Origin of the sequence: Glaciecola sp. 2405UD65-10 (assembly GCF_048820975.1) — a bacterium.
Classification (GTDB): domain Bacteria; phylum Pseudomonadota; class Gammaproteobacteria; order Enterobacterales; family Alteromonadaceae; genus Glaciecola.
In genome coordinates, this window is record NZ_JBMEUF010000001.1 from 2208370 (window position 1) to 2233793 (window position 25424).

Genomic DNA, 25424 nt, shown 5'->3' on the forward strand with positions numbered 1-25424 from the left:
AACGACATAACCAAAAGAGAAAGAACTCGTGATTAACGACGTAAAAAGACAATGTGACAAACTGATTATAAATAGCTTATTTAAATATTCGTTTGCAAATATTGCCGTACAACTATTCAGTGGTGCGCTTTTGTTGTTTATGTCGTGGCAAAATGTGAGCTCTGATGCGCTCATAAATGCAGGCCTACTCATTACTTGTTCTTTGCTAGTGAGTATGTTGTATCAAACTAAATTTTTGCGTAAGCAAAACGAAGCGAAATTTGACCATGTTAAGTGGGAGTCAATTTATACCTTAAATGCAATACTAATTAGCGCAATATTTGCAGGCTCATATGCATATTTAATTTTAAGCAGTAGCATTTCTATTTACGCAGTTTCTTTTGTGCTTGGCATGCACTGCGCATGTTTAGCTATGATATCGGTGTGTTCTAAAAAAGCATTATTAGGTGTTACTTTGCCCCTTACCGTGCCAAACATTGCCGCATTCCTGTATTTGTACCTTACACAAGGCACTGCAGCGGCTTTATCTAGCGCAATTGCTTTAACTTTGTACACCGCAGTATTAATTACTATTGGTTTTAAGCTTTACGCATCCATCCGTGCCCACGTGCAGCTAATTGTTCAACATAATGAGCAGGAAGAACTCAGCGCTAAATACCTAGAAAAGATAAAGCAAACCACTATAGAAGATCATGAAACCGACGTGTTCAATCGTCGCTTCTTTGACTTAACCATAAATCAGGAAGTGCGCCGTGCAAAACGCGCCGGCACTAGTTTTAGTATTATTATTCTTAAGCTTGATTTTTACGAAGAATGCTTAGCTGAGCACGGCGCTGAAAAACTTAGCAGGTGTGTGCAAAGTATTGCGAAAACATTAGCAAATGCAACCTTGCGTGGTGGTGAATATGTAACGCGATTTGAAGATAACAAATTTGCATTTACGCTGCCCAACGTAACCAGTGAGCACGCTTATGCCTTTAGCTCTAAGCTGCTTGATTTAATTAGTGCCAGTAACATAGAACACATATTTGGTATTAATAAAGATAAAAGTGATTTACCCATTAGCTTTGGGATCACAGAATTTAAGCCGGGCAATATTATTGACGTAGATGAAATTATTGAACAAGCGTCAAGCGCGCTTTTGCAAGCAAAAGAAAATAAGGCTAGCCCCATTGCTGTGTTCGATGCTTCAAAAGCGGGTACTGCCATAACTAATTCCCATTCAAAGCCGGTTTTAGTGAGTAGTAAAACTGACGTAGCCTAGTACTTATTTAGTTTGCCTCTTCTACTAAAATACCTTGGTACTAAATTTGCTTACCAAACTGAGCCAACGGTTTTGGGCGGTAAAAAGTGTCAAAAATTCATATAGCTATGATTTTATCACTGCTTATTGCCTTGCTCAGATTTCATATTACAAAAGGAAGGTATAAACGCCATGTTTAACCAACAACTGCGCGAAAATTTGATCAGCACCTTACAGAAAATAGTGCAGCAGTACGCAAACCTTGCACAAGCTTACGAACACATAGAGCCCTTCATTCTAGATTCATTTAATGTGCAGCGTGTGTCACTTTTCCAGCGCCGTTCGCATCATCGCGATTTGGTAGCTCGCTATAAAACGGGCAGTGAATTACGCGAATTTCGGGTACCGGTGAATACGCAATCTATTGCTGGCTATGTGGCTATGGCGCAACACTCAATATTGGTGAACAATCCCTATGACGAAGATGCCCTTAGAGCCATCCATTATAAATTAAAATTTGAAAAGCGATACGATCGCCTAACCCGTGTTAAAACAGATAACATTCTTGCTGTACCCATTAAGTATAATGATGTTCTACTGGGCGTTTTTGAGGTCATTAATAAAGAGCATGGCGCCTTTAATGATGACGATATGGCTCTTGCTGAACAAGTGGCTAGCATTCTAGCCCATGCTTACAAGTATGAACTTGGCGGCACCGCCCGTCCCTTTGACTACTTAGTTCATAAAGGCCTTGTTGACAAAAAAGTACTTAGCAATGTGTCTAAAAACGCAAGTATTAAGCACTTGGCTTTCATACTGAATAGTGAGCATCAAATAGCTGAAAAATCAATTAGTGAAGCTCTATCAATTTACTATCAAGTACCGGCAATTGAATTTTTACCGGCTGAATTTCATGTATCTCCCCATGATTCAAAATTGAATCCCTCATACTTAAAGCGAAACTTAGTGGTAATTGTTCGCGATGCTAACGAGCAAGCCATTGTGCTTATGTTTGAGCCAAATAATTCAACCCTATTAATGGAAATTGAAAACGCACTTGGTAGTGACAACTACCAATTAGCTTTCGCTTTACCCTCGCATATATTGCAATACTTAGGGGATATAAAAGACAGTCCAAGTGGCGCTCGTAAGTTTGACGACATCATTGGCGAGATTAGCACTTCGGTTGTTGTAAAAGAAGAAAAGAAAACCGAAAGTATTGCAGAAAATGAACCGGCTATTGTGCGCTTGGTTACCAGCATTTTAGAAGAAGCTGTGCGCATTAATGCCTCAGATATACATATAGATCCTGAGCCCGATAGCCCTACTCTTGTTAGGATGCGAGTGGATGGCCTAGTACGGGATATTAACCAAGTACCTGAATCGCATCACGGTGCTGTGGTCTCAAGAATTAAAATTTTGGCAGGTTTAAATATTGCTGAAAAACGCCTTCCACAAGATGGTAAATTAATATTTTCGCACAAAGGCCAAGCTATTGATGTGCGTGTTGCCACCATACCCACGGTAGTTGGCGAAGGCTTAGTTATGCGTATTTTGGTAAGCGGCGATGCTATGTCGCTACACAAAATAAATTTAGCCCCACAAAACCTCAACCGCTTAGAAAGTATGCTTTCTGTTCCCCACGGCATTTTGTTGGTGGTTGGCCCTACAGGTTCGGGCAAAACCACTACCTTACATGCCGCATTGGGGCGCTTAAACACGCCTGATAAGAAGATTTGGACCATTGAGGACCCTGTTGAAATTAAGCAGTATCGATTGCAGCAAGTACAAGTAAATCCAAAAATTGGCTTCACTTTTGCCAATGCTTTGCGCGCATTTTTACGAGCCGATCCTGACGTAATCTTAGTAGGCGAAATGCGTGATCAAGAAACCGCAGGAGCGGCTATTGAGGCCTCATTAACAGGGCACTTGGTATTATCCACCTTACATACCAATTCAGCGCCTGAAACCATTACACGTTTACTTGACTTGGGTATGGACCCCGTTAATTTCTCAGACGCTTGTATTGGTATTTTAGCCCAGCGCTTAGTTCGGGTCTTGTGTATGAACTGCAAAGAAAAGCATGCGCCCAACGAAGTCGAAATGGATTTTATTAGACGCCAATATGGGGAAGAGTATTTTGACGAGGTTAAAATATCTGACAACCTACATTTATATAAAGCAGTAGGCTGTAAAGAGTGTGATGATACCGGCTACAAGGGCCGAACTGGCGTGCATGAGCTACTCACTATGACCCCACAATTACGTAGCTTAGTATATAAGAAAGCGTCTGCGGAACAAATTAAACAGCAGAGTATGCATGACGGTATGCGCACCTTAGCGCAAGATGCAATTTTGAAGGTCATTCACGGTGATATTGATATTATTCAAGCGCAAATTATTAGTGGCTACGGGGATCAAGATCTTTAATCCCTAGCGCTCTTTTTGCGTTCGACCCACCTGTTTGGGCATAGGTCGCTTTTCTACTTCATCAAGCTTGATAGAGTATGCATTGCCACCTATTCCCTTAAACGCCTCATCGGTGAACACAATGGTGTTGTCATCAAAAAAGGTAATCGCTTCCTTTTGCGTCACAATGCCTAAGTCAATACGTGATACATCGCCTGAGAAAAAGTTATCACCCTCAAAATTTTCGAATAGCCAGATACTGGTTGAATCAAGTAAGGCTAATTTTTCACGGTTCGGGCTAAGCGCTGCAGACGTTATCCAGCACAACTTTTCCATCGTAGTACAGGTTTTGAATGAACCTATTAGCTGTGCATCAAAATTGGCCGCGTGATCGCCTACCTTGTATAAATTGGTGATACCATCAAAAGGCTCAGTTCTATTTTTGGTAAACAAGTACAAATGGCGCTTATACGACACAAAAGCTTCTAAGTCATAATTACGATCACCGGGTTTAACTGGGCGGTCGGTAAGTTCTGGATAGTTAAATTTTATAATTTCTGCTTCTGTTGTCTCACCTTTAATATCAATTGGGTTTTCAATTTTATAAATGGTGAGCCAGCGTCTTTTGTTATCATTATTGCCAAAGTCGCCCAAAAAGAAATGACCAAACGTATTTTGCGTCATATCTTCCCAGTCAATGTTCTTTGCATTAGTGACTAAAATCTCTTTGGCAATTGAGCCATCTTTATTAATTTGGTAAAGCTTTGGATCGTCACCGCTGTCATTAATTGCCCATAAGCGTTGGCGCTTATCAAACTCTATGCCTGATATTTCATGTAATTTAGGGTCAAAACTTATGTCTTTTTTGCTGTATAGCGTATGAATTGATACGCCAATAAGAATAGCTAGAACGAGGAAAACGGCTACTGTTAAGCCGATAATGCTTTGTTTCACCATGAAAAATTAATGAATCCTTAAATAATAGTGGCGCAATTATGTATGATACGCCAAGGTAACTAAAGACTTTTGTATATAAAAAGGGAAACTAGTCGTTTTTTAAACTCTTCAATTTAAAGATATGCTCGTGAGTTTACTGCTCATATTTGTTGCTGTATTACTTGCAGGCACATTAAGCAAGTATTCAGGGGTATGGTGGCTTAATAACAACACCATTTTATTTGACAGCCAAGTTTGCATACTAAGCCATATTCGTTTTGACATTTCTTCATCTAGGCCATTAAAGGGTTCGTCTAAAATAATAATGGGGGAGTCTCGAAGGAGCAGGCGCGCCAAGCAAATACGCCGAGCTTGCCCGCCCGAAACGTTCGCGCCCATTTCACCTAACCAAGTATTTAGGCCCTCTGGCAGCTTATTAGCCCATTGCTCAAGCTCAACTATTTTTAACACTCGCCACAGATCTTTTTCTGACACATCGCTAATTCCAAGGGCAAGATTGTAGCCTAGGGAGCCTGCTAGCAAAGTATTTGCTTGCTCTAAATATGAAATGCGCGAATACCAATCTATGGAACTTAGGTGACTCAGCTCAATAGATTGGTTCAGTAAAACGTAATTGTCACTTTCGTTTAACGGGCTTTCATACTTGCCCATGTCTATTATGAACTTAGCTATACTCGATTTTCCGCTACCAGAATGCCCAGTTACATTAACAATTTGCTGGGGCAGAAGCGTAAACTGCAGACCATTATGCTGACTACTCAAAATTTGTGGGTGCCCTTTAATGTGCACATCTAAAGATTGCGTATCATGCTCAATTTTATGGTTGGGCATTGGCGTTTCATGCAGCAAGCTATTAAGCCTAGCCACTGCAAATTCGGTTTGCCCCCACGAACTAAATTGTGACGGGATACCTTGGAGCAATTCGGTCATTGCCATGAACATCATAACAAGTAGCAATGCAAAGGGCCCCGTTATTAATCCCATATTAGCGCTGTACATACCAAGCACTATTAGGCTAACGGTTACAAGGCCTAAGGCCGAATCTACTATTAATTGGATATTCGCCACTTTCTTATTTAGTGATTTTTGTACCGCGTAAAAGCTTGCCATGCTTTGCGTTAATTTTTGCTCATGGTGTAGCATCATATTAAACGCCTGCAACTCAAGAGCTCCACTTAAGTGCTCTATTAAGTTTTCACGGCAATCACTTAACAAGGCGCTTGTTTTGTAGGCGTGTACCTTAGTAAGTTTAACCGTAGCAAAAATACTCGCGCACAGAAAAACGAGCATAACTATACCAAGTACAATGGCCAGCTCTAAATAGAAAAAACCGACAAAAAACGTGACACTTAATATAAGTAAGAATATGGCGATAGGGACAATTGTGTAGCGCAGTAAAATGGCATCTAAAGCATCTAAATCGGCTGTAAGTTTTGCTAACCATTCGCTGTCATTTGTGCTGCGTAAGCTTGCATTTGACATGCCCGTCATTGAACTGAACAAGGTTAAACGAAATACTGAGATTAAACGCAATATAGAATCATGATTATATAAGCGCTCAGCATACCTTGAAACGGTTCTGCTTAAAGCAAAAAAACGAATGCCCGAGCCCGGCATGTACATATCAAACATTATACTAATACCGGCGGCAATACTTATTCCAGCTAACGCCGTGGCACTAATAAACCAGCCTGACAACATCAGTAATGCGGCACCAGAAAATAGGGTAGCAAATGACCACAACACCCCAAAAACTAGTCGAGAACCTAATTTGCGTCTAACAAGCAAAAACCAATTTTTCACAGCGTTTCTCCTGAGGGAGGGCTGATGACAATATTTTTGTCAGCCATACTTATAAGCAGCGGGTCATGGCTGGCTATTATTACTAGCGCCTTATTACGTAACAGGCCTATGGCATTAATTATGTATTGTTTGCTAGTGTCATCTAGTTTTGCAGTAGGCTCATCTAGCAATATTATTGGCGCAGGATTTAGCATAACCCTTGCTATGGCAATGCGCTGCATTTGCCCGCCTGACAATCCCTTCCCATGCTCACCAATGAGCGTGTTAACACTCAAACGCTGTAAGTCTAGCTCTTTGGCTAGGCCTAACTGGCTTAACACTGCATACATTTGGCTTTCACTAGCTTTAGGTGCTAATGCGCTTAAGTTCTCATAAATAGAAGCGTTTTTGATCCAGGCTTGTTGGGGCAAAAATGCAATGCTCGCCCCCGTTTTTGAGGGGATATTAATATTGCCGCTAAGAGGCGGTAAAAACCCGGCAATGGTATTTAACAAAGTGCTTTTGCCTGCGCCTGAAGGGCCCGATACCACAAGCAATGTTCCGCTCATAGCTGATAAACTAATTGGCTCGCACAAGGGAGCTTCAGGCGTAAAACCCAGCACTAAATTAGTAAGCGCCAATTGATTATTGCTTGGTTCTGAACTTCTATACGCTTTATTTTGCTTGGGCTTGGTTTGTTTTAAAACATCTTCTTGACCCAAAGTAATAACTAAATTATTAGCGGCACCTAAAGCCGATGCTCTGTCATGATAAAATTGTGAAAGCATGCGCATAGGCATAAAAAACTCAGGCGCTAGTATCAAAATAGCTAAGCCTGAAAACAAAGTTAAACTATTGGCAGGGCCCCATGTTATTGCCCCGTATAACGAAAATCCTATATAAATAGCTAAAGCAGCTATAGCAACGCTAGTGAAAAACTCTAAAACTGTGGAAGAAAGAAACGCGAGCTTTAAGGTTTTCATCACAAGCTTTCTGTACAAATTACTATTTTGCGCCACTTCGTCATGCACACTTTGCTCGGCCCCCAAAAGCTTAATAGTAGGTAGGTTAGCCACTCTATCTAGAAAGTGTCCGGCAAGACGCTGGCGAGCAAGCGAATATCGTTGATTTAGCGCCTCAGCTCCCATCCCCACTAAAATCATAAATAGCGGAATTAAAGGAGCTGAAATAAGTAATAGTAAAGCACATAGCCAGTTTAAATATGCCACCACACTCAGAATAATTAATGGAGAAATAATAGCCAAAGCTTGCTGTGGCCAATATCGTGAAAAGTAGGCGTCCATTGCTTCTACTTCATCTACATATTGCGTAGCGAAAACGCCATTTGAGGTGTTTTTGAGGGTAAGCGGACTGGTATTTCGCCAAAATTGTTGTAAACCTTGGCGAATGTTGTTTCGAATATTTTGACTTGCTTTTTGAGCACTTAAACTTTGTGCTCTATTAAAAATGGGGCGAAGGATTACGCATACTAGCAAGTACACTATACTCAAGTTTTGCGAACTTATGGCAAGCCCTTCAACTAAAATATTATGTGCAATGTGTGAAAACAAAAGCCATTGGATAAGCATTAATATGGTTGAAATAGTACCCGCGGCTATCGCTAGCCTAAGCCTGCTAGCTTCTTGTTTTGCGAAGCTTTTTAAAAAGTCACGGCCAGAGGCTGTATTAATAGCATCTGGCCGTTTAGCATTACTCGCTACCATTATTTAGTGATATCCACCTTCTTTCACTTTTCCTCTAAATACCCAATAAGTCCAGCTTGTGTACGCCAGTACAATGGGAATAACAAACAGAAAACCAATCAGAAGAAACAATTGTGAATTGTGCGAGGAAGCCGCATCCCAAATAGTAAAATTAGGCGGAACAATGTATGGCCATTTGCTTACAAGTAAACCTAAATAACTAAACAAGAATATACCCATGGTTGCCACGAACGGCATGCCATCTTGCTTCTTTTTGACAGATCGCATTACTATCACCGCGCACGCTAATGATAAGGCTGGAAGTATCCATATCAGACTAAGGTTATCAAACCATCTGTCCATTACGCTTTGGTCAATAAACGGAGTGTAGATGCACACAATGGTAAACACTACCAATAAAGCAGCAAGCAACTTAGGCGTTAATTTATATGCCCACTCTTGCAACTCCCCTTCTGTTTTCATTATTAACCACGTGCTGCCCAGCAGCGCATATCCCGCCACTAGTCCTAAACCAGTAATAACAGTAAAGGGCGTTAGCCAATCTAATGGGCCGCCTGAATAGACAAAACCTGTTGTTTCAAAGCCTTGGATATACGCACCTACTACTGCACCTTGTGCAAATGCGGCCACCGTTGAACCACCGGCAAAGGCCCAATTCCATAAATACTTAGAAGTTTTCGCTTTAAATCTAAATTCAAAAGCAACCCCTCTAAAAATAAGTCCAGCAAGCAGTAAAAATACACCAATATACAGAGCTGGTAAAAATACCGCGTACACTAAAGGAAATGCAGCTAGCAAGCCTGCACCCCCCAATACTAACCATGTTTCGTTTCCATCCCATACTGGGGCAACTGAATTCATCATGGTATCTCGGGCTTTTTCATTTGGCGCAAATGGAAACAATATTCCTTGGCCTAAGTCAAACCCATCCATTAGCACGTACATCATTATGCCAAAGCCAATAATAACAGCCCAAATTAACGTTAAATCAAGCGTATGTTCCATGATTATTCCTCCCCATCAATGGCAACGTGTGCTGCAGAGAACGGTCTTGCTGGACGTTCAACTTCTGACATTTCATGTGGTTTATTGGCTTTTTCAATCCCGCCCTTAAACACTTTGAGTAAGTAATACACGCCGGCGCTAAATACCAGTGCGTATACAATGATGTAGCCTATTAAAGTAAATAATGCCATGCCGCCAGTTATAGAGGGCGTTAAGCCTTGCGCATGAGTCATTTGCCCGTAAATTAACCACGGTGCACGCCCTGCTTCGGTTACAATCCAACCTGATAGCACCGCCAAAAATGGGCTAATACTCATAAAGCGCAAACCTTGTAAAAAAGCGTTTGATTGATAATACCGACCCCCTTTGCGCAGCACTAATCCCCAAAGTCCAAACGCTATCATTAACAAGCCCATTAACACCATAACTCTAAATGACCAAAACACAGTAAACACCGGAGGCTGCTCTTCAATTGGTACATCTTTTAAACCGGGCACTTCCCCTTCCCAGTCATGGGTTAGCACATAGCTAGCTAAGCCTGGGATCTTAAGTTCAAAATGATTTTTTTGGGCTTCTTTGTCAGGGATTGCGAACAATAGTAGAGGTACGCCATTACCCGTGTCCCAGTTACCTTCCATAGCAGCCACTTTAATAGGTTGGTGTTTTAGCGTATTTAAGCCATGAAAATCACCCACTAAAGCTTGTATGGGAGCAAGAATTAGTAAAAACCATAAAGCCACTGATAATGCTTTGCGGTTGGCTTCAAATTCTCTTTTTTGTAGAACAAACCAGGCACTTACACCCGCTACTACGCACGAGGCTGTTAAAAATGATGCCAAAGCCATATGCGCGAATCTATAACCAAATGACGGCGTAAATAAAGATTCAGTCCAAGAGGTAACGTAGTACATACCGTTTACTAGCTCTAAGCCCTGCGGTGTTTGCATAAGGGAGTTAGCCGCTAATATCCAAAATGAGGATATAAAGGTACCCGTTGCTACCATTATTGCTGCGAATAAATGCACGCCTTGGGGAACCTTTTCACGACCAAACAACAACACGCCTAAAAAGGCGGCTTCTAAAAAGAACGCAGTAACTACCTCATAACTTAAAACGGGGCCTAAAAAATTGGCGGTTGCGTATGAGAAGTTACTCCAGTTTGTGCCAAACTGAAATGACATAACAATGCCCGACACAACGCCTATACCAAAAACAACCGCAAAAACTTGTATCCAAAATTTAGATAGTTTTTGCCAAATTGGGTTTTGCGTTTTGAAATGCAAGGCTTCAAACCCAGCTATTGTGCTAGCAAGCCCAATTGTGAAAACCGGGAAAATAGCATGGAAGCAAACAACAAATGCGAATTGAATGCGCGAGAGTACTAGGGGATCTAATTCCATCTTATTACCTATATTAAATTGACTTATTTCTGCTAAGAGAAGGCCAAACATTTGTGAGCACTTTGCTCAGTTAATGCATAAAAACGCAGCTACTAAATACGCCTTTTTGTATACATTTGCACAAATCGATCCATTCTTTGCGTTCGCTGTTTGCGAAAAAGCGTTAAAGTTTTAGCGCCCAATAAAAACCATGTTAAAACAATGCTTTAACTTAAAATTCATGCTTGCCTTATTTCACATTAACGCAAAAAGTTGCTTGAAATAAGCGCTTAATGTTAGCGAAACACCAAGATTTTATAGCTCTCTTCACTACTGCTTCGCCATATTTGACAGCAAATTTGTCATGATTGTCGTAATTAAGTTTAGGTAATCACAAAAAATTAAACTTTAGTATAGTTAATTTATCTATATATTCAATTGTTCATTGCATGGTTCGTTTTTTGCTTACTCAGTTAAAACCTATAAATAGATATTTATTTTAATGAACAATACCGCTCAGAAACTAGTCCATTTTTGCACCCAAAAGCCTAAGTTGGTGTATGGATTTTTGCTTGTTATTACTCTGCTGTTTTGCGCTCAAATCCCGCGCATTCAGATAGATACCGACCCAGAGAACATGCTTGATGCAGAGCATCCTGCACGCGTGTTTCATAACGAGGTAAAAACCCGCTTTGCCATGCATGATGCAATAGTGGTTGGCGTAGTCAATGAAAGCGATGCAAGCGGTGTGTTCACTCCCAGCACTCTAACTGACATTTATGTCATTACTGAGTCAATAATGGCAATTGACGGTGTAATTTCAGCCGATTTAATGTCTATATCAACGGTTGATAATATTACCCAAAGTGAGCCCGGCACCATTCGTTTCGAATGGATGATGTCTGCGCCTCCAAGTAGTGAGGCTCAAAGTGAAACAATTAAGGAAAACCTTGCTCGTTTACCGCTACTGCAAGATACTCTTGCATCGAGTAATGGCAAAGCGGCGGCCATATACGTTCCCATAAAAGATAAGAATGAAAGCTACAATATTGCAGAACAAATTCGCAGTAAAATAGACCAGCTAGAAGGCGCATCGAATTGGTATATTACCGGTTTACCTGTTGCAGAAGACCAGTTTGGCGTGGAAATGTTTATTCAAATGGGAATTTCAGCGCCACTTGCAGGCTTAACCATCTTTATGCTTCTATTTCTATTTTTTAGAAACATCCCACTTATTATTGCCCCCATGGTAGTTGCTATGGCAACCGTACTCATCACTATGGGGGCCTTAATAGGATTAGGGTTTACTGTGCATATAATGTCATCAATGATTGCAATATTTTTAATGCCAATTGCAGTGGTTGATTCAGTGCATATATTGTCAGAGTTTAGTGACCGTCATAAACCAGGTAGAGATTTAAAAGACACCATTGAAGAAGTGGTAGGACATTTATTCACCCCAATGTTGTATACCTCAATTACCTCATCTATTGGGTTTTATTCCTTAATGCTAACACCGATTCCGCCGGTACAAATATTCGGTGCGTTTGTAGGCACTGGAATATTACTCGCATTTTTAACCACCATTATATTTATGCCGGCTTATTTATCTCGTATGAATGAATCGTCACTTCAAAAGCTGCAAAGTGTGATGCATTCTCAGCACGGTGGCAGTAAAATTGCTGCCATTGCTAAAAGCTTAGGGGCCTTCGCTTTAAAATTCAGAGTGTTACTGGTGCTTAGTTTCGCTGCTGTTTTCGCTGTATCGGTTTGGGGTATTACGCAAATTCAAATAAACGATAACCCTGTTAGGTGGTTTAAACAAAACCATGAAATTCGCGTGGCTGACAAAGTCTTAAACGAGAATTTTGCCGGCACTTATGATGCCTACATTGTGCTAAGTTCAAATAAGGCGCTTGTGCCAATTGCTGATTTACTCGCTCAGGGCCAACCAAGCTCTCTAACAACATGGGTAAGTAACACCCAACAAGCATTAACGGGGCAACCGGTAAACGAGCAGTATCAACAATTGCTGTTGGATATTGATGATAAACTATTTTCAGATGTAAGTGATGAAGAACTGAGTTATTTAGAAGGCTTACTTGGCCAAGCCGAAACTGCGCTGAGCCAGTCAAAGGTGTTTCAATCACCTGAATTACTTGCTTATATTGAACAACTGCAAAATCACTTACAAGCTTCGGGTTTAGTTGGAAAATCCAACTCCCTAAGCGACGTCACGAAAGTGGTCAACCGCGAATTGCGCTCGGGCATGCAAGGCGATTACACTATTCCACATTCAAATGCCGCAGTTGCCCAAACTTTGTTGCAGTATCAGTCATCTCATCGCCCTAATGACCTATGGCATTTTGTTACACCTAACTTTCAACAAACCTTGGTGTGGCTGCAGCTAACCTCGGGCGACAACCAAGATATGAGCCAAGTCATTGCTTTGGTTAATGACTTTACTGAAACAAACCCACTGCCCAATGATATAAAACTGGGCTGGGCCGGAAAAGCCTACTTAAACGTAGTGTGGCAAGACAACATGGTTGCTGGCATGCTTGATAGCTTAGTAAGTGCCTTTGTTATTGTATTTATTATGATGGTGGTGTTATTTCGCTCACTTATTTTTGGCTTGTTAGCCATGCTTCCGCTCACCATTACTATTACCTTTATATATGGCTTAATAGGCATAATTGGCAAAGACTATGACATGCCCATAGCCGTACTTTCAGCCCTTACATTGGGGTTGTCGGTTGACTTTGCCATTCACTTTTTAGAACGCACACGAGAAGTGCATAAACAAACCAAAAACTTAAAGCAAACCTTTGCCATAATGTTTGATGAGCCTGCCACCGCAATTACTCGAAATGCGTTGGTAATTGCTTTAGGCTTTACACCCTTACTATTCGCACCTTTAGTCCCCTACATCACAGTGGGCATATTTTTAGCCAGTATTATGGCTATTTCTGCCTTGGTCACCTTGCTCATTCTCCCATCGGTTATCACAATGGGCGAAGGCATTATATTTAAAAAAGTGAAGGAATAATGATGAAAGCTACAATTAAACATTTGGTGGTATGCAGCCTGTTGGCAACAAGCTTTCTAATTAGCGCCGCAGTTAACGATAACAATGAAGCAATTGATATAAATGCACTTATCAAAAGTTCTGAAAAGGCCGCTTACTATGCCGGTAAAGATGGCAGTTCAAGCGCTAGAATGATGATAGTAGATAGCCAAGGACGCAAGCAGCAGCGCCAGTTCACAATACTGCGCCGCGATATAAGTGACAACGGCGATCAACAAATGATGGTGTTCTTTTCGCGCCCCTCAGACGTAAAAGACACCGTTTTTAGAGTCGAAAAGCATGTTGATACATCAGTAGATGATGACCGCTGGTTGTACTTGCCTGCACTTGATTTAGTTAAACGCATTTCTGCAGGTGATAAACGCACTTCGTTTGTGGGTTCTCACTTTTTTTACGAAGATGTGTCTGGCCGCGCTATTTTAGAAGATAACTTTGTTTTGCATGATGAAACTAGCGATGTGTATATGCTCAAAGCCACACCTAAAGATCCAAGTTCAGTAGAATTTGAGCATTATATTGTGAGTATTAATAAAGAAACCAAATTACCAATGCTCATTGATTTTTTTAATAAAGGCGGCAACAACTATCGAAGAGTAGAAGCCGTGCAAGTTAATAATATACAAGGCTACCCTACGGTAGTGCGCTCTAAAGTAAGTGATTTGACCTCAGGTGCATACACCCTTATGGAGTTTCGCAATGTTAAATATGATCTTGGCCTAGATGACGGAGTGTTCACCGAGCGCAGTCTGCGCAATCCTCCTCAGCAATGGTTGAACTAATGAAGCGTTTTGGGTGTTTGTTATTGGCAATGTTGGCTGCGTTTGTAGTCGCACCCGCTGCACTTGCTCAAGAAGATGAGTGGGATATGGGCGAGTGGGAAGAGGAAGAGTCCAAAAGTTACACCATTAGCGGTTTCTTAGAAGCGTCTTTAGGCCAACGTATTAATGCTGATATTGCTATAGGCTCGCGTACCAGTTTGGGTGATTTGCGCGGCCAAATTCAATTTGATAAAAGCTTTGCACAATCGCGGGTGAGTTTATCAGCTGATTTTTATTACGATGGCGTATTAGATCAGAGCAAAGCACAATTGCGCGAGCTTGCATGGCAAGGTAATTTATCGTGGCTAGGTGATTGGGGCAATAACATTGATGCAAAACTAGGCCAACAGGTATTAACATGGGGCACGGGTGACTATCTGTTTTTAAATGATATGTTTGCCAAAGATTATCAATCGTTCTTCGCCGGCAGAGATGATGAATATTTAAAGGCTCCCTCGATGTCGGCTAAATTTTCAGGCTTTTACGACTGGGCCAATATTGACCTTGTTATTACCCCTAAATTTACCCCTGACATCTACATAAATGGGGATTATTTCTCGTTTTTTTCCCCTATTGCAGAACAAAATATAGCCCCAGGCTTTGAGGTAAACTCCCCTGAAAAGCCTAGTTCAGCTGAATATGCTTTACGCGTTTACAAAACCATTCGCTCTACCGAGTATGCGTTTTATGCCTACAAAGGTTTTCAGAAGTCACCAAACGCAACCACTGCAATAGGATTGCCTTATTTTTCGGCCTTAAATGTTTACGGCGCGAGCCTCAGAACGCCTTTTGCTAAAGGTTTATTGAACGCTGAATTTGCTTTCTATGATTCTAAAGACGATAGCGATGGAAACAAGCCCCTTATTCCGAATAGCCAAAGCCGCTGGTTAGTGGGCTACGAACAAGAGCTTATCAAAAACCTTACCGGTAGTGCTCAGTTTTACCTAGAGCGTACTTTAGACTATAGCGCGTTAACTCAAGCAAGCCCTGCAAGGCAATTTGAGCCTGCCCACAATCGAGTGGTACTTACCCAGCGATTGCATTACCGAGCCTTGCAACAAACTTTAAATATAAATTTGTTTAATTTCTATTCCACCAGTGACCATGATGGCTATTTAAAATTTAGCGCTGATTACAGCCCTCAAGATACTTGGCGCTTAACTGGCGGCATGAATATATTCTACGGTGAAGATGCACATACTTTTTACAATCAATTTCAAGACGCGAGCAATGTATTTGTTCGCTTTAGGTATTTTTATTAGTTAGTTATAAATGAAAGGAAGTGAGTTATGTCAGCAGAAAGAGCGTTAACGGCTTTTGCCGGTTTTATGGTGTTATTGTCAGTTGCCTTAACAGTATGGGTTCATCCAAACTTTGTTTGGTTAACCGTATTTGTTGGCGCGAATTTGTTTCAACAAAGCTTTACTGGATTTTGCCCGGCGACTATTGTTCTGCGCAAAGTATTTGGTTTTAAAACTGAGAAAGAATTGGCTGCGTAAAACCTACGGTCACCATCATTACTGCGAAGGCTGCACACCTTGCAGTATGATGTTTTGTAAGTTGTTAAGCGTACTCTTAAAAAAAGCTGGGTCATCTAGACTGTTGTTTGTGATAGATTCAATTTGAATACGAAAGTCCGCATAATGTTGGGTAGTAGACCAAATAGTGAAAATTAAATGGTATGGGTCTACGGGTGCTATTTTACCGGCCTTAATCCATGCATTAATAACCATCGCTTTTGAATCAACCAACTCTTTTAGTGGTAATTTTAGCTGTTCTTCTAGTAAAGGCGCACCGTGAAGCATTTCCATGCAAAACAATCTAGATTCAGCAGGGTGATCCCTTGATAATTCTAACTTAACTCTAATGTAGTCTTTAATCGTTTCTACAGCGTCTTGCTCTTCATTAAAGCTTGCCAATGGGGCTAACCAAACCTGCAACAATTGCTGCATGACTTCTATGTAGAGTTGTTCTTTACTCTTAAAATAATAAAGTAAGTTAGTTTTAGACACCTTGGCCAAGGCAGCTATTTTCTCAACTCTGGTACCTTTTACACCATGGCGAGAAAATAATTCTAGCGCCGCTTTCATTATTGCACTCTTTTTATCTAACTTTGCTTGGCTACGTTTAGTGCCGCTGTTTAGTGTTTGTGATGGCCTTGTGTTGCCTGATGTTATTTTTGATGACAAGGTAAATGAATCCTTAAATGACTAGCTTAGAATTCTAATACCCCTGCCTAAAATAATCTAGGTTTTCTCCAGCGCATCTTTTTTGTGCGTAGCTGCACGAATATTACGCAATAACTTGGACCATTTGGTCCACTTAACACAACGCCTTTAATGTATCTCACTGTTTAATATGGCTTTTTACCATCTGGTCTAATTTATGCTAAGCCATGCTTATTGTTTAACAACTAAGCAATTTTATACGCGTCGGCTTACTACTTACAAAATATGTTAGTTGCACGTAATAAAAATAATTAAAAATAAGTGAGGCAATCATGGACGTAGGCGTATTTATTCCAATTGGTAACAATGGCTGGTTAATTTCAAAGACTTCTCCTCAATACAAACCTAGTTTTGATATGAATAAAGAGGTAGTGCAAAAAGCAGAGCAGTACGATATGGACTTTGCTTTATCTATGATCAAGTTAAGAGGGTTTGGGGGCGATACTGAATTTTGGGATTATAACCTAGAGTCTTTTACCCTTATGGCAGGGCTGGCGGCAGTTACTTCAAAAATTAAGCTATATGCAACAGCAGCCACGTTAGTGATGCCACCTGCGATTGTTGCACGCATGGCAGCTACTATAGATTCTATTTCTCATGGCCGTTTTGGTGTAAATCTCATTACCGGTTGGCAACGTCCGGAGTATTCCCAAATGGGAATGTGGCCTGGCGATGAATTTTTCTCTAGTCGCTATGGTTATTTGGGTGAGTACATAAAAGTATGTAAAGAACTTTGGGAAACCGGAAGCAGTGATTTCAAAGGCGAGCATTTCCAAATGGATGATTGCCGTATGAAGCCGATGCCAGAATCCAAAATTCCTATTATTTGTGCAGGGCAGAGTGACGCTGGCATGGCTTTCTCAGCTGAACATGCTGACTACAATTTCTGTTTTGGTAAAGGTGTAAATACGCCAACTGCATTTGCACCTACGGCAGAGCGTTTAAAAGTAGTCGCTGACGAAAAAGGTAGAAAAGTGGGTTCGGTGGTATTGATTATGGTTATTGCTGACGACACTGACGAAAAGGCTATGGAGAAATGGCAAATGTATAAGGACGGTAAAGACCAATCAGCCTTAGATTGGATGACGCAGCAAGGCGCGATGGATAAAAAGTCAGGCAAAGATACTAATATTCGAGACATGACTGACCCAACATCTGCGGTTAATTTAAATATGGGTACATTAGTGGGTTCTTATGCCTCGGTTGCCGCCATGTTAGATGAAATAGATACGGTGCCAGGATGCGAGGGTGTGTTGTTAACCTTTGATGATTTCATTCAAGGTATGGATGATTATGGCCAAAAGATCCAACCACTTATGAAATCTCGCCAACATATTAAAACAGCGGTAGTTGCATAATGTCTGATATTACAGAATTCTCCGTTGCCGGTTACTGTACCGGCAACAATGCCAATGAAGTTGTATTACCTGCAAAGCCAGAACCTTTGGCACTGAACACAACAGAAACCGCCTTAATTGTAGTTGATATGCAAAATGCATATGCCAGTAAAAATGGGTATTTGGATAAAGCTGGATTTGATATCTCAAGTACGGGCCCTGTTATTACCCAAACCGCTAAGGCGATAGCCGCTGCCAGAAAAGCGAATATGCCAATTGTATTTTTTCAAAATGGTTGGGATAACAAATACGCGGAAGCCGGCGGCCCTGGCTCTCCAAATTGGTATAAATCGAACGCCTTAAAAACTATGCGTAAAAACCCAGAACTAATGGGTACGCTATTAGCTAAAGGCACGTGGGACTATGAGCTGGTTGATGAGTTAAGCCCTCAAGAAGGGGATATTGTTATTCCTAAAACGCGATATAGCGGATTTTTTAATACTAACTTAGATAGCATGATGCGCAGCCGTGGCATTCGAAACTTAGTATTTACAGGTATTGCGACTAACGTGTGTGTGGAATCAACCTTACGAGATGGGTTTTTCTTAGAGTATTTTGGCGTTGTATTAGCTGATGCCACCTATCAAGCTGGCTCAAATGTAATTCAAGAATCAGCGCTGTTTAATATTGCCACCTTTTTTGGCTGGGTGTCTAGTGTTGATGAATTTTGTGAAGTGCTGGCGTAAATAACACTAGCAAATAATTACCATAAAAACTAAATGTAAGGAAATTAAGCATGAGTAAAAAAGCAATTATACCACCAGGCACTAGTACTCCTATTGCTCCTTTTGTACCTGGCTCTATGGCAGATAATATTTTGTATGTATCAGGCACTTTAGCCTTTGATAAAGACAACAATATTGTTCACGTTGGAGATGCCGAGGCGCAAACTCGTTACATTTTAGAAACCATTAAAAGTGTAGTTGAAGCTGCTGGTGGCACTATGGATGACATAACGTTTAACACGATCATGATCACCAATTGGGACGACTACCCAGCATTGAACAAAGTGTATGCCGAGTATTTTCCTGGTGAAAAACCCGCTCGCTATTGCATTCAGTGTGGCTTAGTTAAACCTGAAGCGCTCGTAGAAATAGCAAGTATTGCTCATATAGGCTAATGCATTTGACTAAGTGTGCTGTGCAAGCAAAGCGTTACTAACACTGCAGGTAAAATAAGGTATTAAGATGTATTTTGAAATACTGGGGTCTGAGCTTCCAGATGCAACAACTATTGTTTTAAGCTCTGGATTAGGGGGCTCTGCTCATTTTTGGAAAGCTCAACTGCCTGCCTTAACAAGCAGTTATAGAGTAATAGTATATGACCAAAATGGGACAGGCCGAAGCCCTGCAGATTTACCTAGCGGGTACTCTATTCAATCTATGGCAACAGAATTGCTTGCGTTATTAGATAGTATAGAGGTAAAGCACTGCCATTTTGTTGGTCATGCACTGGGCGGGCTAGTAGGCTTACAAATTGCTGTGCAAAGGCCTGCATTGCTCACGAGTTTAGTGCTAATAAACGCATGGAGTAGCCCAAATGAGCATAGCTTGCGTTGTTTTAGAGTAAGAAAGTCCTTATTAGATAACAGCCCGCCGCAAATGTATTTACAGGCGCAAGCTTTGTTTTTGTATCCACCTGATTGGATTATGAATAACATCGATATGCTCGAAGAAGAAGAGCAACACATGTTAGCGTCTTTCCCTAACAAACAGAATTTACTAGCAAGGATTCATGCTTTAAGCGAATTTGATATAGAAGCAAGTTTAGCAACCGTTACTACGCCAACCTTAGTGTTTGCCAATAAAGACGATATGTTAGTGCCTTGGCAAAGATCTGAAGTGCTTGCGGGCTTGTTACCCAATGCCGAGCTGGCAATTTACGAATATGGTGGGCATGCTAGCACCGTGACTACGCCAACTGTATTTAACGAAAAACTGCTCGCATTTTTAAGCACTTAACTTTTAATTTTTTACACAATTTTTGGACATTATTCATGACAACACCTTTAAGCGACGCTGCACTTTCACAGCTTTTTTACGATGCCCACACGCACTCAAATTGGCAAGATAAGCCTATTCCTGAAGCCTTAATAGAGCAACTATACGACATGGTTAAATTAGGCTCTACGTCAGCAAATTGTAGCCCTGCTCGCTTTGTATTTGTGATGTCTGAAGAAGGTAAAGAAAAGCTAAAGCCATCTATATCTAGCGGTAATTTAGATAAAACCATGACAGCGCCGTGTACCGTCATTGTGGCCTATGATGAAGAGTTTTATGAGGAGCTCCCTACTTTGTTTCCTTACGCTGACGCTAAAAGTTGGTTTACAGGTAGTCCAGAAGCGGCATATGAAACCGCCATGCGAAACAGTTCATTGCAGGGCGCTTATTTAATAAGTGCTGCGCGCGCTTTAGGCCTAGATTGCGGTGCCATGAGTGGATTTAACCCCCAATTATTAAATGACACTTTTTTCCCAAACAGTACATGGAAGGTTAACTTTTTAATTAACCTTGGCTATGGCGACAAAGAAAAAGTCCACAAACGCTTACCTCGCTTAGCCTTTGAGCAAGCTTGTAAAATCGTTTAATACAAACATATTTAGGCTAGGAGATTCAGCAACCATGAGTGCATTAAAAGAAGTGACATTAGATAACACAAAGCAGTGTGTTTCATCAGAAGATTTTAAACAGGGTATGTCGGCCTTGCCTGGCACAGTGAATATTGTGACTACCGGTTCAGAACAAAACAAAGCGGGCTTTACCGCTACAGCCGTGTGCAGTGTAAGTGACAACCCACCCACGCTATTGGTGTGCTTAAACCGCGGAGCATCGGTGTATAAAGCCTTTGAAAACGCTAAAAGTTTAGTGATAAACACCTTAGATGCCGGGCAAGACAATTTATCAAACATATTTGGCGGAAAAGCCGTGATGCCTGAGCGTTTTACACAGGGCACTTGGGGAACATTAGTTACCGGTGCGCCAGTGCTAGAGGAGTCAGCAGTATCGTTTGATTGCAATATTGTAGAAATGAAAAGCGTTGCCACCCACGATGTGATTATTTGCGAAGTGGTAGGCATTAAGCAAAAAGAGCAGGCTGGCGCGTTAGTTTATTATCAAAGAGCGTATCACCATTTAGGCTAAACCCAGTTAAAAAAGTAACAGAGTTACTTTTATTCAAGAAATTAACGGCAGTTGATATATAAAACTAGCACTGCCGATAACTATTCGTTTTATAAATAAAACTATTCAGCGTGCCGCAAGCTATATTGTTGTAGCTGGCATTGCTGTGTTTGAGGAAAAGATATGAGAACAATTGGACATTATATTAACGGCCACATTGTAGAGCCCGAAGGGCGAACCCAAGATGTAACGAACCCCGCAACGGGCAAGGTGGAAAAGCAAGTACTGCTGGCCTCAAGCCAAACTGTTCAAGAAGCAATCGAAACTGCACAAGCGGCTTTTCCTGCATGGCGAAATACGCCTGTTTTAAAACGCGCTAGAGTAATGTTTAAATTTAAACAGTTGCTAGAGGATAATGCCGAGCATATTGCAGAATTAATTGGCCAAGAACATGGCAAAATTAGCCATGATGCGGCTGGCGAGATTCAAAGAGGCATTGAGAATGTTGAGTTTGCCTGCGGTGCTCCGCAACTGTTAAAAGGCGAGCATAGTAAAAACGTTGGCCCTAATATTGATTCATGGAGTGAGTTTCAGCCCTTAGGCGTAGTTACAGGGATTACCCCTTTTAACTTTCCTGCTATGGTGCCGCTATGGATGTTTCCGCTAGCCATTGCATGCGGCAACACTTTTGTTCTTAAACCTTCTGAACGGGCACCTAGCTCAACCTTGTTTATAGCACAATTATTAAAAGAAGCCGGCTTGCCAGACGGCGTAATGAACGTGGTAAATGGTGACAAAGAGGCCGTAGACGAATTATTAACAAACCCCACCGTAAAGGCCGTTAGCTTCGTTGGCTCTACGCCCATAGCTGAATATATTTACACTACGGCTAATGCAGCCGGTAAACGATGCCAAGCGCTTGGCGGCGCTAAAAATCACGCTATTGTTATGCCTGATGCCGACATGGATAACGCGGTTAACCAATTATTAGGTGCAGCATTTGGATCATCAGGGGAGCGTTGTATGGCGCTATCGGTAGTGGTGGCCGTGGGTGAAAAAGCAGGTGATACCCTAGTAAGCAAAATGCAACAAGCCATGACGTATTTGAAAGTAGGCGCTTATACCGACGCAAGTAATGATTTTGGCCCGCTAATTAGTTGCCAGCACAGAGATAAGGTTAGCGCGTATTTAGCAAGCGCTGAGCAACAAGGTGCCAAAATAGTAGTTGATGGCCGTGAAGCTAAAGTGAAGGGCTTTGATAATGGCTTTTTTATAGGCGCCACCTTAATAGATGGTGTTACTCCCGATATGGATAGCTACAAGGCCGAAATATTTGGCCCGGTCTTACAAGTTATTCGCGTAGATACCATGCAGCAAGCCATGCAACTTATTGACGATCATGAGTATGGAAACGGTACCTGTATCTTTACTCGTGATGGTGAGGCCGCTCGCTACTTTTCAGATAATATTCAAGTGGGTATGGTGGGAATTAACGTGCCTCTGCCTGTGCCTGTGGCGTATCATAGCTTTGGCGGTTGGAAGCGTTCACTGTTTGGTGATTTACATGCCTATGGCCCTGATGGCGTTAAGTTTTACACTAAACGTAAAACTATTACCCAAAGATGGCCATCAAGTGGTATACGCGAAGGAGTAAGCTTCGCCTTTCCTAGCTAGGTCAAAATATTAAGAATACGGTAACAGCCTCTCACATTCACGCAATGCTGCGTGAATAAATAAAACCTCATCATCCTCGAAAAATCGAGGGTGATGAGCAATCATATACACTCAGTTTACGAGCTCAGTCCACAACATATCAATAACGCCATGTTATTCATATTTCAAACCGTATTTTTGTAGCTTCCTATAAAGTGTGCGAGTACTTACATCAAGTTTCTCAGCTAATTCATCAATGGTGTGTTTAGGGTCAATGCACAGATTCGTTAAGTAGCGCTTTTCTAACTCATCTAAGGAAACTAAGGTTTCTGGTAAATTCGAAACATTATTTACAGCACCTTTCACTTTTGTTTGTTCAGGCAAGTCATTCAGTTCAATTATGTCTTCGTCAGCCAGTAACACCGATTGCTCCACAATACTTTTCAATTCTCGAATATTGCCTGGAAATGAGTATTCGCAAAGGTGCTTCATAGCTGCCTTCGAGAACTTTTTATACTTCATTTCGCTCCCTTGCAAAAAGTGATTGGCTAAAGCTGGAATATCATCTTGGCGCTCACTTAAAGATGGCAATGAAATAGGGAAACCGGCAATGCGATAATATAAGTCTTTTCTAAACAAACCCTGCTCTACTAAGTTCAGTAAGTTTTTATGACTGGCACAAATTAAGCGAAAATCTGCTTTTTTTAGTTTTGTCCCGCCTACCGTTCGATAACACTGGGTTTCAATTAGGCGCAGCAGTTTTACCTGCATACTTAAGGTAACGTCAGCAATTTCATCAAAGAAAACGGTGCCACCTTGAGCCTCTTCTATCAAACCTTTTTTATTTTGCACCGCCCCTGTGAACGAGCCTTTCTCGTGACCAAACAATTCTGACTCAAATAAGTTTTCATTAAGCCCCGTGCATTCAATTACAACAAAGGGCTTTTTGCTTCGTCTACTTGCATCATGCAAAGCCTTAGCAACTAATTCCTTACCTGTTCCAGTTTCACCATGTAATAAAACTGAGATTTCGGCTTTGGCGGCTCGATTAATTTTAGTTAACATGTTTTTGAAAGGCACAGAAGTGCCAAGCATTTTGTTTTTTTCTGATTCAACAGAAGCAAAATTTATTTTATCGAGTATCTCTAAAAAACCGGTGGTAATACCATTTTCGTCTTTCACTGGTTTCATTAAAATATCACAATACGTTTTACCAAAATCTGTATTGTGAACATGCATAACACTGCTCGCTCGCTGGGTACTTTGACACGCTTGAATAGGGCACTGCTCACCATGCTGATCACAAGGTTTAGAATGCCCATGTGAAATTTCATAGCAGCGGCTGTTACCTACCCTCACCTCATTTTCGTAAGTATCTCGGTATGCGTCGTTCACTGCTAGTATTACGTACTGTGTATTGATAAATATTGCAGGTTTATCAATAGAATTAATCATTGATTGCACAATGGAAATGTTCATTTTACTACCTAAGCCGCGCTGACAATTATGACCTAATGATTGACAAATTTGGCAGCATTTACAAGGCAAACTTTACTATCATTCATTTATTTAAAAAATTTTCTAACCAAATCAGATATTTAATCCTTCAGCAGGATGGCACAACTCTTGATTACTCCACATATGTATATGCAAAAATTCAACGCTAGGAATAAACCATGAAAGCACTAATTACTGTAATTATCATCACTAGTTTTAGTCTCAGTTTCACAAGCGGCAGTACCGCCCAAACTCAAGTTCAAAGCAACACCCTTGATGCAAACAGTAGATCCGAAGGTGAGTTAAACAGTCAGAGTATTAATTCGCTGGAAATGCAAGCTAACGAAAAAATTAAGCAATTCTCTGGGCAATTGAAAACAGTACTTGTAGGCGCTATTCAAGCAGAAGGATTTGCTAGTGCGGTTAAGGTGTGTAAAGAACAAGCGCCTGAAATAGCCAAGAGCGTATCAAAAGATGGGTGGACGCTCGCTAGAACCAGTTTAAAAACGCGAAACGCTGCAAACAAACCCGATGCATGGGAACAGGAAAAATTACAAGATTTTGATAAAAAATTTAAAGAAGGTGTATCACCTAATCAATTGTCAGCCATTGATGTAAATGAAAATCGCTTTCGCTATATGAAAGCTATTCCCACCGGCCAAGTTTGCTTGGCGTGCCATGGAAGCAATGTAGAGCCATCACTTAAAGCTACGACAGATAAAAACTACCCGAATGATAAAGCGATTGGATATACACTTGAAGATATACGTGGTGCGTTTACTCTACGCAAGTCGCTCTAAGTAAAGGGGGATTACCTTGCAAGCTCAGGATATAGCTCATCAAACTCTTCAGGGCTTAGACCCGTTGTGAGCTCTATTAAATCATCGATGTATTCATCATGAGCCGCATTACGAGTGAGTATTGCAGCCTTTGAAGAAGTAGCCATGTTGTTTGTTTGTGTTAGGTTAAATTGATTCATTATATTACCTACTAATTAAGTGTTTGATACTTATACTTTGCAAGTATCAAACCTTTCTGATAAAAAATAAAAACACCTATAAATCAAAGGCTTTAATGCAGCCCTCAACATAAATCTTAAGCAGTTATGAACATTTTACATAGTGG

General features: G+C 41.0%; 22 protein-coding genes. 14 read left to right on the plus strand and 8 right to left on the minus strand.

Annotated features, from left to right (window positions below; genetic code table 11):
* Window positions 1-28 precede the first annotated feature (28 nt).
* Both ACOI22_RS09855 and ACOI22_RS09860 read left to right on the plus strand, forming a co-directional pair.
* Window positions 29-1264, plus strand: coding sequence for a GGDEF domain-containing protein (locus ACOI22_RS09855; protein ID WP_420671854.1), 1236 nt, complete (start codon window positions 29-31; stop codon window positions 1262-1264).
* Window positions 1265-1435: 171 nt separating this feature from the next.
* Complete coding sequence (locus ACOI22_RS09860) at window positions 1436-3673, plus strand: ATPase, T2SS/T4P/T4SS family (protein ID WP_420671855.1); 2238 nt, start codon at window positions 1436-1438, stop codon at window positions 3671-3673.
* Window positions 3674-3676: 3 nt separating this feature from the next.
* On the opposite strand, the gene ACOI22_RS09865 is transcribed toward ACOI22_RS09860, so the two are convergent.
* The 5 genes from ACOI22_RS09865 to ACOI22_RS09885 form a co-directional block, all read right to left on the minus strand.
* On the minus strand, window positions 3677-4609 hold the full coding sequence (locus ACOI22_RS09865) for a hypothetical protein (RefSeq protein ID WP_420671856.1): 933 nt from the start codon (window positions 4607-4609) through the stop codon (window positions 3677-3679).
* A gap of 108 nt (window positions 4610-4717) precedes the next feature.
* Window positions 4718-6412 carry an amino acid ABC transporter ATP-binding/permease protein gene (locus ACOI22_RS09870; RefSeq protein WP_420671857.1) on the minus strand — a complete coding sequence of 565 codons (1695 nt, stop codon included), beginning with the start codon at window positions 6410-6412 and terminating at the stop codon, window positions 4718-4720.
* A complete protein-coding gene (cydD, locus tag ACOI22_RS09875) occupies window positions 6409-8115 on the minus strand; it encodes a thiol reductant ABC exporter subunit CydD (protein ID WP_420671858.1) in 1707 nt (568 codons plus the stop codon). The genes ACOI22_RS09870 and cydD overlap by 4 nt, the downstream gene beginning before the upstream one ends.
* A gap of 3 nt (window positions 8116-8118) precedes the next feature.
* On the minus strand, window positions 8119-9120 hold the full coding sequence (gene cydB, locus ACOI22_RS09880) for a cytochrome d ubiquinol oxidase subunit II (RefSeq protein WP_420671859.1): 1002 nt from the start codon (window positions 9118-9120) through the stop codon (window positions 8119-8121).
* Window positions 9121-9122: 2 nt separating this feature from the next.
* Complete coding sequence (locus ACOI22_RS09885; protein WP_420671860.1) at window positions 9123-10520, minus strand: cytochrome ubiquinol oxidase subunit I; 1398 nt, start codon at window positions 10518-10520, stop codon at window positions 9123-9125.
* 481 nt (window positions 10521-11001) lie between these two features.
* Here ACOI22_RS09885 and ACOI22_RS09890 point away from each other — a divergent pair, with 481 nt between their 5' ends.
* The 4 genes from ACOI22_RS09890 to ACOI22_RS09905 are packed head-to-tail and all read left to right on the plus strand — an operon-like array spanning window position 11002 to window position 15904.
* On the plus strand, window positions 11002-13548 hold the full coding sequence (locus ACOI22_RS09890; RefSeq protein WP_420671861.1) for an efflux RND transporter permease subunit: 2547 nt from the start codon (window positions 11002-11004) through the stop codon (window positions 13546-13548).
* Complete coding sequence (locus tag ACOI22_RS09895; protein ID WP_420671862.1) at window positions 13548-14366, plus strand: outer membrane lipoprotein-sorting protein; 819 nt, start codon at window positions 13548-13550, stop codon at window positions 14364-14366. Before ACOI22_RS09890 ends, ACOI22_RS09895 begins: the two co-directional genes overlap by 1 nt.
* Entirely contained in the window at window positions 14366-15667 is a 1302-nt protein-coding gene (locus ACOI22_RS09900) for a hypothetical protein (RefSeq protein WP_420671863.1), read from the plus strand. The genes ACOI22_RS09895 and ACOI22_RS09900 overlap by 1 nt, the downstream gene beginning before the upstream one ends.
* A 27-nt stretch (window positions 15668-15694) precedes the next feature.
* Complete coding sequence (locus ACOI22_RS09905; protein WP_420671864.1) at window positions 15695-15904, plus strand: YgaP family membrane protein; 210 nt, start codon at window positions 15695-15697, stop codon at window positions 15902-15904.
* 18 nt (window positions 15905-15922) lie between these two features.
* Here ACOI22_RS09905 and rutR read toward each other — a convergent pair whose 3' ends face one another.
* Entirely contained in the window at window positions 15923-16594 is a 672-nt protein-coding gene (gene rutR / locus ACOI22_RS09910; protein ID WP_420671865.1) for an HTH-type transcriptional regulator RutR, read from the minus strand.
* Window positions 16595-16905: 311 nt separating this feature from the next.
* Between rutR and rutA the strand changes: the two genes are divergently transcribed.
* The 7 genes from rutA (at window position 16906) to ACOI22_RS09945 (ending at window position 22823) form a co-directional block, all read left to right on the plus strand.
* Entirely contained in the window at window positions 16906-17991 is a 1086-nt protein-coding gene (rutA, locus tag ACOI22_RS09915; protein WP_420671866.1) for a pyrimidine utilization protein A, read from the plus strand.
* Entirely contained in the window at window positions 17991-18716 is a 726-nt protein-coding gene (gene rutB, locus ACOI22_RS09920) for a pyrimidine utilization protein B (protein ID WP_420671867.1), read from the plus strand. The genes rutA and rutB overlap by 1 nt, the downstream gene beginning before the upstream one ends.
* A gap of 50 nt (window positions 18717-18766) precedes the next feature.
* The gene (rutC, locus tag ACOI22_RS09925; protein WP_420671868.1) at window positions 18767-19150 is read left to right on the plus strand and encodes a pyrimidine utilization protein C; all 384 of its coding nucleotides are present in this window, start codon (window positions 18767-18769) and stop codon (window positions 19148-19150) included.
* A 67-nt stretch (window positions 19151-19217) separates the two neighbouring features.
* Window positions 19218-19991 carry a pyrimidine utilization protein D gene (gene rutD, locus ACOI22_RS09930; RefSeq protein ID WP_420671869.1) on the plus strand — a complete coding sequence of 258 codons (774 nt, stop codon included), beginning with the start codon at window positions 19218-19220 and terminating at the stop codon, window positions 19989-19991.
* A 35-nt stretch (window positions 19992-20026) separates the two neighbouring features.
* Window positions 20027-20617, plus strand: coding sequence for a malonic semialdehyde reductase (locus tag ACOI22_RS09935; protein WP_420671870.1), 591 nt, complete (start codon window positions 20027-20029; stop codon window positions 20615-20617).
* A gap of 34 nt (window positions 20618-20651) precedes the next feature.
* Window positions 20652-21170, plus strand: a complete 519-nt coding sequence (locus tag ACOI22_RS09940; protein ID WP_420671871.1) for a flavin reductase — start codon at window positions 20652-20654, stop codon at window positions 21168-21170.
* Window positions 21171-21332: 162 nt separating this feature from the next.
* Window positions 21333-22823, plus strand: coding sequence for a CoA-acylating methylmalonate-semialdehyde dehydrogenase (locus tag ACOI22_RS09945; RefSeq protein WP_420671872.1), 1491 nt, complete (start codon window positions 21333-21335; stop codon window positions 22821-22823).
* 153 nt (window positions 22824-22976) lie between these two features.
* Here the strand turns inward: ACOI22_RS09945 and ACOI22_RS09950 are convergent, their stop codons facing one another.
* A complete protein-coding gene (locus ACOI22_RS09950) occupies window positions 22977-24281 on the minus strand; it encodes a sigma-54 interaction domain-containing protein (protein ID WP_420671873.1) in 1305 nt (434 codons plus the stop codon).
* A gap of 197 nt (window positions 24282-24478) precedes the next feature.
* Between ACOI22_RS09950 and ACOI22_RS09955 the strand changes: the two genes are divergently transcribed.
* A complete protein-coding gene (locus ACOI22_RS09955; protein WP_420671874.1) occupies window positions 24479-25099 on the plus strand; it encodes a Tll0287-like domain-containing protein in 621 nt (206 codons plus the stop codon).
* Window positions 25100-25110: 11 nt separating this feature from the next.
* Here ACOI22_RS09955 and ACOI22_RS09960 read toward each other — a convergent pair whose 3' ends face one another.
* On the minus strand, window positions 25111-25278 hold the full coding sequence (locus ACOI22_RS09960) for a hypothetical protein (protein WP_420671875.1): 168 nt from the start codon (window positions 25276-25278) through the stop codon (window positions 25111-25113).
* Window positions 25279-25424: the final 146 nt, after the last annotated feature.

Coding starts and splice junctions, on each gene's coding strand:
- ACOI22_RS09860 (WP_420671855.1), top strand. CDS start 1,436: ATGTTTAACCAACAACTGCGCGAAAATTTGATCAGCACCTTACAGAAA.
- ACOI22_RS09865 (WP_420671856.1), bottom strand. CDS start 4,609: ATGGTGAAACAAAGCATTATCGGCTTAACAGTAGCCGTTTTCCTCGTT.
- cydD (WP_420671858.1), bottom strand. CDS start 8,115: ATGGTAGCGAGTAATGCTAAACGGCCAGATGCTATTAATACAGCCTCT.
- cydB (WP_420671859.1), bottom strand. CDS start 9,120: ATGGAACATACGCTTGATTTAACGTTAATTTGGGCTGTTATTATTGGC.
- ACOI22_RS09885 (WP_420671860.1), bottom strand. CDS start 10,520: ATGGAATTAGATCCCCTAGTACTCTCGCGCATTCAATTCGCATTTGTT.
- ACOI22_RS09890 (WP_420671861.1), top strand. CDS start 11,002: ATGAACAATACCGCTCAGAAACTAGTCCATTTTTGCACCCAAAAGCCT.
- ACOI22_RS09895 (WP_420671862.1), top strand. CDS start 13,548: ATGATGAAAGCTACAATTAAACATTTGGTGGTATGCAGCCTGTTGGCA.
- ACOI22_RS09900 (WP_420671863.1), top strand. CDS start 14,366: ATGAAGCGTTTTGGGTGTTTGTTATTGGCAATGTTGGCTGCGTTTGTA.
- ACOI22_RS09905 (WP_420671864.1), top strand. CDS start 15,695: ATGTCAGCAGAAAGAGCGTTAACGGCTTTTGCCGGTTTTATGGTGTTA.
- rutA (WP_420671866.1), top strand. CDS start 16,906: ATGGACGTAGGCGTATTTATTCCAATTGGTAACAATGGCTGGTTAATT.
- rutB (WP_420671867.1), top strand. CDS start 17,991: ATGTCTGATATTACAGAATTCTCCGTTGCCGGTTACTGTACCGGCAAC.
- rutC (WP_420671868.1), top strand. CDS start 18,767: ATGAGTAAAAAAGCAATTATACCACCAGGCACTAGTACTCCTATTGCT.
- rutD (WP_420671869.1), top strand. CDS start 19,218: ATGTATTTTGAAATACTGGGGTCTGAGCTTCCAGATGCAACAACTATT.
- ACOI22_RS09935 (WP_420671870.1), top strand. CDS start 20,027: ATGACAACACCTTTAAGCGACGCTGCACTTTCACAGCTTTTTTACGAT.
- ACOI22_RS09940 (WP_420671871.1), top strand. CDS start 20,652: ATGAGTGCATTAAAAGAAGTGACATTAGATAACACAAAGCAGTGTGTT.
- ACOI22_RS09945 (WP_420671872.1), top strand. CDS start 21,333: ATGAGAACAATTGGACATTATATTAACGGCCACATTGTAGAGCCCGAA.
- ACOI22_RS09950 (WP_420671873.1), bottom strand. CDS start 24,281: ATGAACATTTCCATTGTGCAATCAATGATTAATTCTATTGATAAACCT.
- ACOI22_RS09955 (WP_420671874.1), top strand. CDS start 24,479: ATGAAAGCACTAATTACTGTAATTATCATCACTAGTTTTAGTCTCAGT.
- ACOI22_RS09960 (WP_420671875.1), bottom strand. CDS start 25,278: ATGAATCAATTTAACCTAACACAAACAAACAACATGGCTACTTCTTCA.